This is a genomic window from Methylobacterium sp. CCH5-D2, from assembly GCF_001556475.1.
In the GTDB taxonomy this organism is placed as follows: Bacteria; Pseudomonadota; Alphaproteobacteria; order Rhizobiales; family Beijerinckiaceae; genus Methylobacterium; species Methylobacterium hispanicum.
The window spans coordinates 1-13,854 of the sequence record NZ_LSIX01000343.1 but is presented as its reverse complement, the minus strand read 5'-3'; the positions used below and the strand labels follow the sequence as shown (position 1 = coordinate 13,854).

General features: G+C 71.0%; 17 protein-coding genes. 14 read left to right on the top strand and 3 right to left on the bottom strand.

Translation table 11 applies throughout. The annotated features are described in order from the left end of the window. The first annotated feature begins 76 nt into the window (after nt 1-76). The 8 genes from AX737_RS09045 (at nt 77) to AX737_RS09010 (ending at nt 7,487) form a co-directional block, all read left to right on the top strand. Nucleotides 77-1,711: a HAMP domain-containing sensor histidine kinase gene (locus AX737_RS09045; protein WP_066920728.1), complete on the top strand. Its 1,635-nt coding sequence runs from the start codon at nt 77-79 to the stop codon at nt 1,709-1,711. Beyond that, nucleotides 1,708-2,412 carry a response regulator transcription factor gene (locus tag AX737_RS09040; protein ID WP_066920726.1) on the top strand — a complete coding sequence of 235 codons (705 nt, stop codon included), beginning with the start codon at nt 1,708-1,710 and terminating at the stop codon, nt 2,410-2,412. Before AX737_RS09045 ends, AX737_RS09040 begins: the two co-directional genes overlap by 4 nt. A 468-nt stretch (nt 2,413-2,880) precedes the next feature. Further along, complete coding sequence (pqqA, locus tag AX737_RS09035; protein WP_007564431.1) at nt 2,881-2,970, top strand: pyrroloquinoline quinone precursor peptide PqqA; 90 nt, start codon at nt 2,881-2,883, stop codon at nt 2,968-2,970. 45 nt (nt 2,971-3,015) lie between these two features. Continuing rightward, nucleotides 3,016-3,915: a pyrroloquinoline quinone biosynthesis protein PqqB gene (gene pqqB / locus AX737_RS09030; protein ID WP_066920724.1), complete on the top strand. Its 900-nt coding sequence runs from the start codon at nt 3,016-3,018 to the stop codon at nt 3,913-3,915. Nucleotides 3,916-4,212: 297 nt separating this feature from the next. After that, nucleotides 4,213-5,298 carry a pyrroloquinoline-quinone synthase PqqC gene (gene pqqC / locus AX737_RS09025; RefSeq protein ID WP_066920722.1) on the top strand — a complete coding sequence of 362 codons (1,086 nt, stop codon included), beginning with the start codon at nt 4,213-4,215 and terminating at the stop codon, nt 5,296-5,298. Then, nucleotides 5,295-6,440, top strand: a complete 1,146-nt coding sequence (gene pqqE / locus AX737_RS09020) for a pyrroloquinoline quinone biosynthesis protein PqqE (RefSeq protein WP_066920720.1) — start codon at nt 5,295-5,297, stop codon at nt 6,438-6,440. Before pqqC ends, pqqE begins: the two co-directional genes overlap by 4 nt. After that, nucleotides 6,437-7,147, top strand: a complete 711-nt coding sequence (locus tag AX737_RS09015) for a hypothetical protein (RefSeq protein WP_066920718.1) — start codon at nt 6,437-6,439, stop codon at nt 7,145-7,147. The genes pqqE and AX737_RS09015 overlap by 4 nt, the downstream gene beginning before the upstream one ends. Beyond that, nucleotides 7,128-7,487 (top strand): hypothetical protein, encoded by a 360-nt coding sequence (locus tag AX737_RS09010; RefSeq protein ID WP_066920716.1) that lies wholly within the window; start codon nt 7,128-7,130, stop codon nt 7,485-7,487. Before AX737_RS09015 ends, AX737_RS09010 begins: the two co-directional genes overlap by 20 nt. 37 nt (nt 7,488-7,524) lie before the next feature. On the opposite strand, the gene AX737_RS09005 is transcribed toward AX737_RS09010, so the two are convergent. Then, a complete protein-coding gene (locus AX737_RS09005) occupies nt 7,525-8,115 on the bottom strand; it encodes a GNAT family protein (RefSeq protein ID WP_066920730.1) in 591 nt (196 codons plus the stop codon). A gap of 151 nt (nt 8,116-8,266) precedes the next feature. On the opposite strand from AX737_RS09005, the gene AX737_RS09000 reads away from it, so the two are divergent. The 5 genes from AX737_RS09000 to AX737_RS34245 all read left to right on the top strand — a co-directional run bounded on the left by AX737_RS09000 (nt 8,267) and on the right by AX737_RS34245 (nt 10,486). Beyond that, nucleotides 8,267-8,473 (top strand): hypothetical protein, encoded by a 207-nt coding sequence (locus tag AX737_RS09000; RefSeq protein WP_066920714.1) that lies wholly within the window; start codon nt 8,267-8,269, stop codon nt 8,471-8,473. Nucleotides 8,474-8,616: 143 nt separating this feature from the next. Beyond that, nucleotides 8,617-9,396 (top strand): dihydropteroate synthase, encoded by a 780-nt coding sequence (folP, locus tag AX737_RS08995; protein ID WP_082772958.1) that lies wholly within the window; start codon nt 8,617-8,619, stop codon nt 9,394-9,396. Beyond that, entirely contained in the window at nt 9,393-9,767 is a 375-nt protein-coding gene (gene folB / locus AX737_RS08990; RefSeq protein WP_066920710.1) for a dihydroneopterin aldolase, read from the top strand. The genes folP and folB overlap by 4 nt, the downstream gene beginning before the upstream one ends. Further along, complete coding sequence (gene folK / locus AX737_RS08985; protein ID WP_066920708.1) at nt 9,764-10,246, top strand: 2-amino-4-hydroxy-6-hydroxymethyldihydropteridine diphosphokinase; 483 nt, start codon at nt 9,764-9,766, stop codon at nt 10,244-10,246. The genes folB and folK overlap by 4 nt, the downstream gene beginning before the upstream one ends. 63 nt (nt 10,247-10,309) lie before the next feature. After that, complete coding sequence (locus AX737_RS34245) at nt 10,310-10,486, top strand: hypothetical protein (protein WP_197430513.1); 177 nt, start codon at nt 10,310-10,312, stop codon at nt 10,484-10,486. A gap of 5 nt (nt 10,487-10,491) precedes the next feature. On the opposite strand, the gene AX737_RS08980 is transcribed toward AX737_RS34245, so the two are convergent. Together AX737_RS08980 and ccrA are read right to left on the bottom strand one after the other, a co-directional pair. After that, nucleotides 10,492-10,791, bottom strand: a complete 300-nt coding sequence (locus tag AX737_RS08980; protein WP_066920706.1) for an alkylphosphonate utilization protein — start codon at nt 10,789-10,791, stop codon at nt 10,492-10,494. A 163-nt stretch (nt 10,792-10,954) separates the two neighbouring features. Beyond that, on the bottom strand, nt 10,955-12,238 hold the full coding sequence (gene ccrA, locus AX737_RS08975; protein ID WP_066920704.1) for a crotonyl-CoA carboxylase/reductase: 1,284 nt from the start codon (nt 12,236-12,238) through the stop codon (nt 10,955-10,957). 472 nt (nt 12,239-12,710) lie between these two features. On the opposite strand from ccrA, the gene AX737_RS08970 reads away from it, so the two are divergent. Continuing rightward, nucleotides 12,711-13,854: methylmalonyl-CoA mutase family protein (locus AX737_RS08970; protein WP_245293418.1), on the top strand; the 1,144-nt coding region annotated here is incomplete at its 3' end.

Sequence of the window (13,854 nt, the reverse complement as noted above, 5' to 3'; positions counted from 1 at the left end):
GCCCCCCCCTTGGCCCGCACCGCCCCGGATGCCATGCTCCGCGTGAGCCGCCCGCGAGGCGGCCCGAAAGGGGACGATGCGCTCGCTCAAGGTCCGTTTCGCGCTGCTGCTCGGCGCGACAGCCCTGCTGGTCGTGCTGGCCGCCCTCGGCGTCCTCGCCTCGATCGCGGCCGCCGAGCGCACGATCGACCGCACGCTCGCGGCGCAGGCGCGGCTGGAACTGCTGGCCGAACTCTCCGGCCGGCTGACCCAGTTCGGCCTCGCGGCGGTCGAGACGGTGGGCAGCCCCGACGCGCAGCCGGAGGCGATGGCGATCGCCCGCGCCAACGCCGACAAGGCGCTCGCGTCCGTCGACGAGGCCCTGGCCCGGAGCATCCAGGTCAGCGACGACCCGAAGGACCGGATGGCCTACGCCGCCCGCACCCGGCCGATGGCGCAGCTGCGCGCCGCCCGGGCGATCCTCGACCGGCAGGTCCAGCAGATCACCCGCCGCGCAGCCGAGCCGGAGCAGCGCCAGAACGCCATCAAGGGGGCGCTCAACGGCTTCGGGGCGATGACCGGGCAGCCGCTCTCCTTCCTGATCGAGGCGGAGCGGCGCAGCATGGTGCTGGGCTCCGAGGAGGCCCGAGCGCTGGCCGACCGGCTGCGGCTGGCAGCGGCCCTGGCGGTCGGGGCGGCGCTGGCCATCCTGCTCGTGCTCTACCGCAGCCTGATCCGGCCGACGCTCGCGCGGATCGAGGCGGTGCGGCGGGCGGCGATCGCGGTCGGGCGGGGCGAGCTCGACATCCGGCTCTCGGTCGCGGTCCGGGACGAGCTCGGCCTGCTGGTCGCGAGCTTCAACCGCATGGCCGCGCGGCTCGGCCGCCGCGAGGCCCGGGTCGCGGCCGACCGGGCGGCGCTGGAGGAGACGATCCAGGCCCGCACCGCCGACCTGCGGGCGGCCAACGCCCGGCTCGAGGCGGTCGACCGCTCGCGCCGCCGCTTCTTCGCCGACGTCAGCCACGAGCTGCGCACGCCGCTCACCGTGATCCTCGGCGAGTGCGACCTCGCCGCCCGCACGGCGGCGAGAGCGGGCGAGCGCCCGGTCGATCACGGGCCGGCCTTCGCCACAATCCGCAAGCGGGCGCAGCGGCTGAAGCTGCGGGTTGAGGACCTCCTGCGCGTCGCCCGCTCGGAATCGGGCGAGATCGAGCTCGACCGGCGGGCGCTCGGCGCGGCTTCCGTGCTGGCCGAGGCGATCGACAACGCCGCCTCCGAGGCCGCGCGCCGCCGCGTCGCGCTGATCTTCGAGCCGGGCCGGGAGGACGTCGAGATCTCCGCCGACCGCGAGTGGCTGCGGCAGGTGGTGGAGAGCCTGATCGACAACGCCCTCCGGCACGGGACGGGGCTCTCCCGCGTCACCGTCGCGCTGGAGGCCGGTGAGGCGGCGGGGGCGCCCGCCGCCATCGTCACCGTCACGGATGACGGACCGGGCTTCGGCGCCGCGCAGGAGGCCCTCTTCGAGCGCTTCCGCCGGGGCGCGCGGCCGGGGGAGGGCGGCTTCGGCATCGGGCTGGCGCTCGCCCGCTGGGTGGTGGAGCAGCACGCGGGCACGATCCGCCTCGGCCCCGGCCCGGACGGGCGCGGCGCGCAGGTGCGGCTCGAACTGCCGGCCCTCGACCCCGCCCGGGCCCACGCCCAGTCTCACGAGCAGAAGGATGACGCCGCATGACCCGGGTCCTGATCGTCGAGGACGACATCGATATCCGTGGCATGCTCGCCCGCGGGCTGGAGGCGGAGGGGTTCGAGGTCGGCACCGCGGCCTGCGTGGACGACGCGCTCTCCGCCGCGCGCGCCGAGACCCCGGGCGCGGTCGTGCTCGACATCACCCTGCCGGACGGCTCGGGGCACGACGTCTGCCGCTCCCTGCGGGCGGGCGGCTATCCGGGGCCGATCCTGTTCCTCTCCGCCCGCGACGAGGTGCGCGACCGGGTCGAGGGGCTGGCGCTCGGCGCCGACGACTACATCGTGAAGCCCTTCGTGTTCGACGAGTTGGTGGCGCGGCTGCGCACCCATCTGATGCGGCGGCGGAACGCCGAGGCGCCGCGCCAGACGGTGAGCGCCGGCAAGCTGGTGCTGGACCTCGAGACCCGGCAGGCCTCCTGCGGCGAGGCCGCCGTGCGGCTAACCCCGCGCGAGGCGGAACTCCTCGCCATGCTGATGGAGAGCACCAACCGCCCGGTCTCGCGGGCCGACATCTTCGAGAAGCTCTGGGCGAGCCAGGGCGGGCTCTCGCTCAACGTGGTCGACGTCTATATCGGCTACCTGCGCTCGAAGATGTCCGACTTCGTCCGACACGGCGGCCCGGTGCTCACCACCGTGCGCGGGCGCGGCTTCATGCTGGAAGTGAAGGGTCAGGAGTTCCGGCACTGAGGGTGGGGAAGGCCGCACGACGGCGCCGCTTCCCCTCCGTCATTCCGCGAGGCCGCGCGCGCCCTTTCCGGGCCCTTCGGGCCTGCGCGCATGAAGCGCCAGCGGAATGCGACCCGGGACCCAGCACAAGGAGACGCGAAGCGCCCGTCCCCCGCGACGGCGCCCGAGATCGCGCCGCTGCGCGGCACTTCTCCCTCTGGGTCCCGGATCACCCTCCGCTGACGCTCCGGGCGTCCGGGAAAAGGGCGCGCCCTGTCGCAGCAAGGGCGCCCACAATATCAAGCGCGCTTTTATATCGCGCACGAGGCAATCACGAAAAATTTGGGATGATCCGGCAATTTAGTGCTTGAAGCGGGCGCCGGATTGGCCGATACCTGCCCGGCGCCCGAAAACAGGTGCGCCATCAATGTCTTAGGGTTCCCTTAAGGTTGCCCTGGCGTGGTGAAGCGAAGTCTCAGGAGAAACACCATGAAGTGGGCTGCTCCCGTCGTTTCCGAGATCTGCGTCGGCATGGAAGTCACCTCGTACGAGTCCGCCGAGATCGACACCTTCAACTGAGGTGTGAGCGCCGGGCCGGGGATTGCAGGCAGCGAGGGCGAGCCCATGCGCGTCGTGATCCTCGGTTCGGCCGCCGGCGGCGGCCTGCCCCAGTGGAACTGCCGCTGCCCCATCTGCACGCTGGCGCGGACCGAGCCGCACCGCGTCCGCCCGCGCACCCAGTCGAGCATCGCCGTCTCCCCGAACGGAACGGACTGGCTCCTGGTGAACGCCTCGCCGGACATCCGGCAGCAGCTCTTCGACAACCCGGCGATGCACCCGCAGGCGGGCCTACGCCACTCGCCGATCAAGGCCGTGCTCCTCACCAACGGCGACGTCGATCACGTCGCCGGCCTGCTGACGCTGCGCGAGGGCCAAACCTTCACCCTCTACGGCACAGCCGGCATCCTCGATTCGGTCAACGCCAACCGCGTCTTCGACGTGATGGCCGAGGGCGTCGTCGCGCGCGAACCCATCGCGATGGAGCGCACCTTCGCGCCGCTGCCGGGCCTCACCGTCACCCTGTTCCCGGTCCCCGGCAAGGTGCCGCTCTGGCTGGAGGACGAGACCATGGAGATCGGCGCCGAGACCGAGACCACGGTCGGCGCGATGATCGAGGCGAACGGCCGCAGGCTCGCCTACATCCCGGGCTGCGCCCGGGTCACGGACAAGCTCAAGGAGCGGATCGCCGGCGTCGACGCGCTGCTGTTCGACGGCACCGTGCTGCACGACGACGACATGATCCGCGCGGGCGTCGGCACCAAGACCGGCTGGCGCATGGGCCACGTGCCGATGCGGGGGGAGGGCGGCTCGGTGGAGGCGCTCGCCGAGGTGGCGCTCGGCCGCCGCGTCTTCGTGCACATCAACAACACCAATCCGGTGCTGGTCGAGGATTCGCCCGAGCGCGCCGCGGTCGAGGCGGCGGGCTGGACCGTCGCGCATGATGGGCTGACCCTCAGCCTCTGAAGGCGAGCGGCCCAAGGTCAGGGTTTCGAAAGGCCTCAGGCCTTTCGCGGGTGCAGGGCAGAGCCCTGCGTTTGGCCTCACCGGCCTTGCCGGATCGGCGAGGCCAATCCCGGGGCTCCGCCCCAGACTCCGCCTGCAGCGCCCTTGGGCGCCGAAAGGGGCTCGCCCCTTCGGAATCCCCGCTACCGGGTGGCATTCGGGTCGGGGCGGTCCTATCTCTGATCCGACGCGCCGGTGGTGTTCAGGCACCGGCGACAGAACAATAATGCACCGCGCGAGAGGACGTCCGGAAACGCCATGAACGCTGCCTTCCCCAATCCCGGCGCAGACGAGACCCAGCGGCTCCTCAGCCCCGAGGAGCTGGAGGCGGCGCTCCGCGACATCGGCGCGCGGCGCTACCACAACCTGCACCCGTTCCACCGGCTGCTGCACGATGGCAAGTTGAGCAAGGATCAGGTCCGGGCCTGGGCGCTCAACCGCTACTACTACCAGGCGATGATCCCGGTGAAGGACGCCGCGCTGCTCGCCCGCCTGCCGGACGCGAGCCTCCGCCGGATCTGGCGCCAGCGCATCGTCGATCACGACGGCGACCACGAGGGCGACGGCGGCATCGAGCGCTGGCTGAAGCTCGCCGAGGGCGTCGGCTTCGCGCGCGACTACGTGCTCTCCACGAAGGGCATCCTCTCGGCGACCCGCTTCTCGGTCGATGCCTACGTGCACTTCGTCTCGGAGCGCAGCCTCTTGGAGGCCATCGCCTCCTCGCTGACCGAGATGTTCTCGCCGACCATCATCTCGGAGCGCGTCGCCGGGATGCTGAAGAACTACGACTTCATCACGAAGGAGACGCTGGCCTATTTCGACAAGCGCCTGACCCAGGCCCCGCGCGACGCCGACTTCGCCCTCGACTACGTCAAGCGCCACGCCACCACGCCGGAATCGCAGCGCGCCGCGATGGGCGCGCTGACCTTCAAGTGCACCGTGCTCTGGACGCAGCTCGACGCCCTGTACTTCGCCTACGTCGCCCCCGGCATGATCCCGCCGGACGCGTGGCAACCGGGTGAGGGGCTGGTGCAGGAAACGGCACCCGTGCGGGCGCCCGGCGGCGCGGTGAAGCTCGTCGCGGGCGACGTGCCGCGCCTGCCCCGCGGCGTGCGAATGCGCTTCGATCAGGCCCGCGACAAGCACGTGCTGCTCGCCCCCGAGCGCACCTTCGACCTCGACGACAACGCGGTGGCGGTGCTTTCGCTGGTCGACGGCCAGCGCAGCGTCACGCGGATCGCCGAGCAGCTGGCCGAGACCTACGCGGCCGACGCGAAGGTCATCGAGACCGACATCCTCGTCATGCTGAACGACCTGGCCGAGAAGCGAGTCCTGGAACGATGAACGCCGTCACGCCGCAGCGGACGGCCGCCCCGGCCCCCGTCGGGCTGCTGGCGGAACTGACGCACCGCTGCCCCCTGCGCTGCCCCTACTGCTCGAACCCGCTGGAACTCGACCGGCGCTCGCGCGAGCTCGACACGCAGACCTGGCAGCGGGTGCTGACCGAGGCTGCGGCGCTCGGCGTGCTGCACGTCCACCTCTCGGGCGGCGAGCCGACCGCGCGGCAGGACATCGTCGAGATCACGCAGACCTGCGCCAAGCTCGGGCTGTACTCGAACCTGATCACCTCGGGCGTCGGGGGCGCGCTGGACAAGCTCCAGGCCCTCTACGACGTCGGCCTCGACCACGTGCAGCTCTCGGTGCAGGGTGTGGACGCGGCAAACGCCGAGAAGATCGGCGGCCTGAAGAACGCCCAGCCGCAGAAGATGGTGTTTGCCGAGAAGGTGGTCGCGCTCGGCCTGCCGCTGACGCTGAACTCGGTGATCCACCGCGGCAACATCCACGAGGTCGAGGGCTTCATCGACCTCGCCGTGAAGATGGGCGCCAAGCGGCTGGAGGTGGCCCACACCCAGTATTACGGCTGGGCCTACGTCAACCGAGCGGCGCTGATGCCGAACAAGGCCCAGGTGGACCAGTCGATCCGCATCGTCGAGGCGGCGCGGGAACGCCTGAAGGGCCAGCTCGTCATCGACCTCGTGGTGCCGGACTACTACGCGAAGTACCCGAAGGCCTGCGCGGGCGGCTGGGGCCGCAAGCTGATGAACGTGACGCCCCAGGGCAAGGTGCTGCCCTGCCACGCCGCCGAGACGATCCCGAACCTGGAGTTCTGGTACGTCACCGACCATTCGCTCGCCGAGATCTGGGCGGATTCCCCGGCCTTCACGGCCTACCGGGGCACCGACTGGATGCAGGAGCCCTGCCGCTCCTGCGACCGGCGCGAGAAGGATTGGGGCGGCTGCCGCTGCCAGGCGCTGGCGCTGGCCGGCGACGCGGCGGCCACCGACCCGGCCTGCTCGCTCTCGCCGCTCCACGCCAAGGTGCGGGCGCTCGCGGTCGAGGAGGCCGCCGAGAACCCGCCCGACTACGTCTACCGGACGATCGGCAGCAACGTCCGCTCACCGCTCAAGGAGGAAGCCCCGCTGTGACGCGTCTCGCGATTTCGGTCCTGGCTCTCGCGCTCGCCGCGGCCCCGGCTTCTGCCGAGGACGCTCCGGCGCCCACACAGGTGAACGCGGCCGCGCCGCCCAGTGCCGCCGACCTGCTCTTCGAGCAGCCGCAGATGAAGAACGTGGGCCCGGGCTCGACCCTCACCTACGATTACCTGCGCCGCTCCGGGATCAGCAAGGGGCCGTTCGGGCCGCCGCTCAACGACACGATCACCTTCCGGGTCGAGGCGGCCAACGATCAGAAGGACGCCGCCGCCCGCAACATCCGCGTCGAGATGTTCTCCGGCATGAACCGCGTTCCCGCCGGCCCGTTCGAGGACATGCCGGGCAATCCGGTGATCTCGCTGTTCCTCGAGAACCACCTGCGCGGCCTCGCCAAGGTGCTGGAGGCCAACCCGCGCTACCTGAAGAACGCCATCCGCAAGGGCCTGCGCGACCGGGCCACGGTGACGGCCACCAAGGTCACGGTGGGCGGGCGCGAGGTCGATGCCTGGCGCGTCGAGACCAAGCCCTTCGAGGGCGATGCGATGACCGAGCGCATGCGCGGCATGGCCAACATGACCTACACCTTCGTCACGGCCCCGAGCGTTCCCGGCGAGATCGTCTCGATCGAGGCGCAGTCGAAGACGCCCGAGGGCGGCGAGCTGCTGGAAGAGAAGCTGAGCTATGATCAGAAGGCGGGTTGAGGGCGCGGCCCTCGCGGTGCTGGCGCTGGCGGGGCTCACCCTCGCGGCGCGCGCCGAGGAGAACGACTATCCGACCGACGCGCGCGTCGACTACGTCTTTGCCTGCATGGCGGCCAACGGCCAGACCCGCGAGAACATGCAGAAATGCGCGTGCTCGCTCGACCAGCTCGCCGCGATCCTGCCCTACGACAAGTACGTGCAGGCGAGCACGATCCTGTCGATGCGCCAGGGCATCGGCCAGCGCTCGAACGAGTTCCGCTCCACCAAGGTCTTCGACGACAAGGTGGCGGACCTGCGCCGGGCCCAGGCCGAGGCGGAGATCCGCTGCTACCGGGGCTGAGGCCTTCTCGGCCGCGGGCCTTCGCCCCGTGGCCGGCTCAGCGCGGCCTCTCCAACTGCCACGTCAGGTGGGCGCGCACCGTGGGCCATTCGGGCGCCGTGACGCTGTAGACGCAGGTGTCGCGCAACGAGCCGTCCGCCAGGCGCTGGTGATGGCGCAGGATGCCGTCGAGCCGGGCCCCCAGGCGCTCGATGGCGCGCCGGCTCGCGTGGTTCATCACATGCGTGCGGAACTCGACGGCGAGGCAGCCGAGGCCGTCGAAGGCGTGCGCCAGCAGCAGGCGCTTGGCCTCGGTGTTGAGCGGCGTGCGCTGGACGCGGGCGGCGTACCACGTCGAGCCGATCTCCAGGCGCGGCCCGGCGGGCTCGATGTTCATGTAGGTGGTCATGCCGACCGGCCGGCCCCCGGGGCCGTCCAGCACCGTGAAGGGGAGCATGGAGCCCGCCGCCTGCAGGCCGAGGCGACGGTCGATCTCGGCCGCCATCCGCTCCGGCGCGGGCACGGCCGTGTACCAGAGCCGCCAGACCTCGCCGTCCCGCACCGCCTCGGCGAGGGCGTCGGCGTGCGCGGGCGACAGCGGGACGAGTTCGACATGCCGCCCGGACAGGGTGACGGGACCGATGGCCATCGCGGCGACCTCACGCATGCCCGGTATCGGCATCGGCCGGCACCATGTCACAGGCGGTCCCGGGCGCCTACCGGCATCGACGGACATCCGGCCGATCCCGCAGCGAAACCCGGGCACCGGCGTTGACGGACGATCCGGTCCGGAGCCCCCGATGTCCCGCCGCCTGCTCGCCCTCGCGCTCGCCGTCCTTCCCCTCGCAATAGCCGAGGCCGCGCCGCGCGACCGGGGCGACACCCGTTTCAAGCAGAGCTATTGCCGGCCGCCGCTGAAATACGCGGCCGGCGCCTGCGTCGGCCGCTGCCCGGCGGGCTTTACGGATACCGGCAGGGTCTGCCGCTTCCGCACCATGAACCGCTGAACCGATCCTGTTGCGCGCGGGCGGAGCCTCTGACAAACCCGGGCTCCCGTCAGCCGGGACTCGAGCCAGGACCTGCCCGCGTGAGCCAGACGCAATCCGCCCTCGCCCGCCTGCTGCCCGGCCTCGGGCGGCGCACGCTGGTGATGGGCATCCTCAACGTCACCCCGGATTCCTTCTCGGACGGCGGCCTGTTCCAGGGCGAGGCGGCGGCCCGCGGGCAGGCCGAGAGGCTGGTCGGGGAGGGCGCCGCGATCCTCGACATCGGCGGCGAGTCGACGAGGCCTGGCCACACGCCGGTGCCCGCCGCGGAGGAGCAGGCCCGCGTCCTGCCGGTGATCCGGGCGCTGGCGCCGGGGCTCAGCGTGCCGATCTCGATCGACACCTACAAGGCCTCGACCGCCAAGGCCGCGCTGGAGGCGGGCGCCACGATCGTCAACGACGTCTGGGGCCTGCAGCGCGAGCCCGACATCGCCCGGGTCGCGGCCGAGCACGGCGCGCCCGTGATCGTGATGCACAACCGCGAGACGATCGACCCGGCGATCGACATCGTCGCCGACATGCTGCGCTTCTTCGAGCGCTCGCTCGGCATCGCGCGGGCCGCCGGCATCCTGGAGGCCGACATCGTGCTCGACCCCGGCATCGGCTTCGGCAAGAGCTGGGAGCAGCACCTCGAATCCCTGCGCCGGCTGCCCGAGATCCGGGCGCTGGGCTTCCCGCTGCTGGTCGGCGTCTCGCGCAAATCCCTGCTCGGGCGCCTGCACGACCGCGAGACCCGGCCCGCCGACCGGCTGCACGGCTCGCTCGCGGCCCACGCGCTGGCAGCGACCCTCGGGGCCGACATCGTCCGGGTGCACGACGTCGCCGCCCACGTCGACGCGATGCGCGTGGTCGACGCGGTGATGCGGCCGGAGACGCGCGCGTGAGCGATCATATCCGGGTGAGCCGGATCGCCGTCTACGGCCGCCACGGGGTGCTGCCCGAGGAGGCGCGGCTCGGCCAGCGCTTCTACATCTCGCTGGACGTTGAACTCGACCTCGCCGCGGCGGGCCGGAGCGACGACGTCGCCGAGACCGTGAGCTACGCCGACCTCACGGCGATCGTCGTCGCGGTCGCGACCGAGCGGCGCTTCGCTCTGATCGAGGCACTCGCCGAGACGGTCGCCGCCGAGATCCTGGCGGGCTTCCCGCGGATCCGGGCGATCACGGTGGCGGTCGACAAGCCGAGCGCGCCGGTGCCGGCGATCCTCGACAGCGTCGGCGTCTCGATCACCCGCCAGCGGGAGACGCGCCCGTGACGCAGGCCTATCTGGGGATCGGCAGCAATATCGGCGACAAGGCCGCGATGCTCGACGCCGCTGTGGCGGGCCTCGACGCACGCCCCGGCATCCGCGTCACCGCGCGCTCGGCCGATTACCGCACGCCCCCCTGGGGCGACACCGACCAGGACTGGTTCCTCAACGGGGCGCTCGGAGTCGAGACCGACCTCGACCCGCACGCGCTCCTCGACGCCTGCCTCGACGTCGAGCGCGCGCTCGGCCGGGTGCGCGAGCGCCGCTGGGGCCCGCGGGTGATCGACATCGACGTGCTCTCCTACGAAGGGGCGACGGTGGCGGACGAGCGCCTGATCCTGCCGCACCGCTTCGTCCGCGAGCGCGCCTTCGTGCTGGTGCCGCTCGCCGAGATCGCCCCCGACCTCGTCATCGGCGGCGAGAGCGTGACGGCGGCCCTGGCCAAGCTCGACCGCGGCGGCATCGAGCCGGTGCCGCGCGCCTGAGGACCGTCTCGCCCGCGTCGCGGGATGGCGCTATCCTGCCGGCTCCGAGCGGAGGGGGCAGGCATGAGCGAGAGCGACAACACCTTCAAGCGGGCGCCCAAGCGCAAGCCGCTGAAGGGCAAGTCTGTGGCGGTGTCGCCGGAGATGCGGCAGGCCTACGCCGACCTGATCAAGGAGCGCGAGAGCAAGCAGGAGACCTACGGGCGCCACCTGCCGCAGGAGGAGCCGCGGCGGCGCTGACGCACTCAGCGCTTGCGCACGAACTCGGTGCGCAGGACGAGGCCCTTGATCGTCTCGTGGCGGCAGTCGATCTCCGCGGGGTCGTCGGTCAGGCGGATCGCGCGGATCACCGTGCCCTGCTTCAGGGTCTGGCCGGCGCCCTTGACCTTGAGGTCCTTGATCAGCGTGACGGCGTCCCCGTCGGCGAGCAGGTTGCCGGAGGCGTCGCGAACCTCCGGGCGCGCGGGGGCCTGCGCTACCGCGCTGGGCGGGCGCCACTCGCCGGTCGCCTCGTCGTACACGTAAGCGTCGTCGTCGCCAGCCAAGCTCAGGTTCCTCGCAGGATGCGCGCTCTTGTCGCGCTCCGGCCGGGCGAAGGCAAGGGGGCGAAGCGCACGGCCGGTCCTGCCGCTGAGGGGCCCATGACGCGGAAAGGCCCCCGTCCCGGGCGGGACGAGGGCCTTCGTCGTCAGGTTCGGCAGCCTGCTCTCAGCGGCGCAGCGGCCCCGCCTCGATCACGTCCTCGACCGTGCGCAAGCCGGCGCGCGGCGAATTGACGAGGCAGGCCATGTTGCCCGGCGGGTGCTGGTTCTTCCACATCTTGGTGTGGGCCTGAGGGATCTTGTCCCAGGGGAAGACCTCGCTCATGCAGGGGTCGATGCGGCGGTCGAGCACGAACTGGTTGGCGGCGGATGCCTGCTTCAGGTGGGCGAAGTGCGAGCCCTGGATGCGCTTCTGCCGCATCCAGACGTAGCGGGCGTCGAAGGTGATGTTGAAGCCCGTGGTGCCCGCGCAGAACACCACCATGCCGCCGCGCTTCACCACCAGCGCCGAGACCGGGAAGGTCGCCTCGCCGGGATGCTCGAACACGATGTCGACGTCCTGCTTGCCCGTGATGTCCCAGATCGCCTTGCCAAACTTGCGGGCTTCCTTGGTCCAGGCATGGTGCTCGGGGCTGTTGACCTTCGGCAGCTGGCCCCAGCAATCGAAGTCCTTGCGGTTGATGACGCCCTTGGCGCCCAGGCTCATCACGTAGTCGCGCTTCGACTCGTCCGAGATGACCGCGATGGCGTTGGCGCCGGACGCCGCGCAGAGCTGCACGCCGAACACGCCGAGGCCGCCCGACGCGCCCCAGATCAGCACGTTCTGGCCCGGGCGCACGGTGTGGGGCGCGTGGCCGAACAGCATGCGGTAGGCGGTGGCGAGCGTCAGCGTGTAGCAGGCCGCCTCCTCCCAGGTGAGGTGCTTCGGGCGCACCATGAGCTGGCGCGACTGCACCCGGCAGAACTGCGCGAAGGAGCCGTCGCCGGTCTCGTAGCCCCAGATGCGCTGGGTCGGCGAGAACATCGGGTCGCCGCCGTTGCACTCCTCGTCGTCGCCGTCGTCCTGGTTGCAGTGGATGATGACCTCGTCGCCGACCTTCCAGCGCTTCACCTTGGCGCCGACCTTCCAGACGATGCCCGACGCGTCCGAGCCCGCGATGTGGTACGCGCCCTTGTGCACGTCGAAGGGCGAGATCGGCTCGCCGAGCCCCGCCCAGACGCCGTTGTAGTTGATGCCGGCCGCCATGACGTAGACCAGCACCTCGTCGTCGCCGATCTCCCAGACCGGCAGGACCTCGAGCTGGTGGGACTGCTCCGGCGGCCCGTGGCGCTCGCGCCGGATCGCCCAGGCGTACATCTTGGCCGGCACGTGCCCGAGCGGCGGGATCTCGCCCATCTCGTAGAGGTCCTTGACCTCGGTCCCCGTCTGCACCGCCGCGCTGGCTGCCATGGTCGTTCTCCTCGTCGGTCCGGCGCGGTTCCTCTCGCAAAGGGCCGCGCTCTCGCTCTCCTGCGCTATAGCTGCGATGCGGTAAGCCTCCAAGTGGGCCGAAAGGCCAACACGGCAGGATAGAACCGATTTTCGGGGCCCGCCCCCTGCGCGGGCCGGGCGGAATCAAATCCAATTTGCGGTGCACTGCAGAATTATTCCGCTGTCCGCCGCTATTCGGACGCCGCCACCCGCGATCCGACGGCCCGCGCGGCACCGAAATCTTGGTAGACCTTATACCAACCGACGATCATCCGCCGCACCCGGGCGGAGCGGGCGCATAGGACCAATGTTGAAGAAAACGCGCGGGACCGGGCAAGGAAAGTCGATTCCGTCCCGGCGGAATCCGCTCTAGGTTACGGCCCAAAGATGCGTCGGCCCCCGCCCGCGGGCGGGGTTTTGCCCGCGCGACCAAGATCGGGAGCGGACGAGAATGAGCGGGCAGGCAGCTGTCGCCGAGACCAAGCCGGCGGAGACCAAGCGCGACAAGCCCTGGATCATCCGCACCTATGCGGGCCATTCCACGGCGGCGGCCTCGAACGAACTCTACCGGGGCAACCTCGCCAAGGGGCAGACCGGCCTCTCGGTCGCCTTCGATCTGCCGACCCAGACCGGCTACGACCCGGACCACGAGCTGTCGCGCGGCGAGGTCGGCAAGGTCGGCGTCTCGATCGCGCATCTGGGCGATATGCGGGCGCTGTTCGACCAGATCCCGCTCGCCCAGATGAACACCTCGATGACGATCAACGCCACGGCGCCGTGGCTGCTGTCGCTCTACCTCGCGGTGGCCGAGGAGCAGGGCGCGCCGCTCGCCGCCCTGCAGGGCACGACCCAGAACGACATCATCAAGGAGTACCTCTCGCGCGGCACCTACGTGTTCCCGCCCGCGCCCTCGCTGCGGCTCACCAAGGACGTGATCCTGTTCACGACCCGGAACGTGCCGAAGTGGAACCCGATGAACGTCTGCTCCTACCACCTGCAGGAGGCGGGGGCGACGCCGGTGCAGGAGCTGTCCTACGCGCTCGCCATCGCGATCGCGGTGCTCGACACGGTGCGGGACGACCCCGATTTCGACGAGGCCAGCTTCGCCGACGTGTTCAGCCGGATCTCGTTCTTCGTGAACGCCGGCATGCGGTTCGTCACCGAGATCTGCAAGATGCGGGCGTTCGCCGAGCTCTGGGACGAGATCGCCCAGGAGCGCTACGGCATCACGGACGCCAAGAAGCGGATCTTTCGGTACGGCGTGCAGGTCAACAGCCTCGGACTGACGGAACAGCAGCCCGAAAACAATGTCCACCGCATCCTGATCGAGATGCTGGCGGTGACGCTCTCCAAGCGCGCCCGGGCGCGGGCCGTGCAGCTGCCCGCCTGGAACGAGGCGCTGGGCCTGCCCCGCCCTTGGGACCAGCAATGGTCCATGCGCATGCAGCAGATCCTCGCCTTCGAGACGGACCTCCTGGAATACGACGACATCTTCGACGGCTCGACGGTGATCGAGGCCCGCGTCGCGGAGCTCAAGGCGCAGACCCGGGCCGAATTGGCGCGCATCGCCGAGATCGGCGGCGCGGTCACGGCGG

Coding starts and splice junctions, on each gene's coding strand:
- AX737_RS09040 (WP_066920726.1), top strand. CDS start 1,708: ATGACCCGGGTCCTGATCGTCGAGGACGACATCGATATCCGTGGCATG.
- AX737_RS09000 (WP_066920714.1), top strand. CDS start 8,267: ATGTCCCGCCGCCTGCTCGCCCTCGCGCTCGCCGTCCTTCCCCTCGCA.
- AX737_RS34245 (WP_197430513.1), top strand. CDS start 10,310: ATGAGCGAGAGCGACAACACCTTCAAGCGGGCGCCCAAGCGCAAGCCG.
- AX737_RS09010 (WP_066920716.1), top strand. CDS start 7,128: ATGATCAGAAGGCGGGTTGAGGGCGCGGCCCTCGCGGTGCTGGCGCTG.
- folP (WP_082772958.1), top strand. CDS start 8,617: ATGGGCATCCTCAACGTCACCCCGGATTCCTTCTCGGACGGCGGCCTG.
- AX737_RS09005 (WP_066920730.1), bottom strand. CDS start 8,115: ATGGCCATCGGTCCCGTCACCCTGTCCGGGCGGCATGTCGAACTCGTC.
- pqqC (WP_066920722.1), top strand. CDS start 4,213: ATGAACGCTGCCTTCCCCAATCCCGGCGCAGACGAGACCCAGCGGCTC.
- pqqA (WP_007564431.1), top strand. CDS start 2,881: ATGAAGTGGGCTGCTCCCGTCGTTTCCGAGATCTGCGTCGGCATGGAA.
- AX737_RS09045 (WP_066920728.1), top strand. CDS start 77: ATGCGCTCGCTCAAGGTCCGTTTCGCGCTGCTGCTCGGCGCGACAGCC.
- ccrA (WP_066920704.1), bottom strand. CDS start 12,238: ATGGCAGCCAGCGCGGCGGTGCAGACGGGGACCGAGGTCAAGGACCTC.
- pqqE (WP_066920720.1), top strand. CDS start 5,295: ATGAACGCCGTCACGCCGCAGCGGACGGCCGCCCCGGCCCCCGTCGGG.
- pqqB (WP_066920724.1), top strand. CDS start 3,016: ATGCGCGTCGTGATCCTCGGTTCGGCCGCCGGCGGCGGCCTGCCCCAG.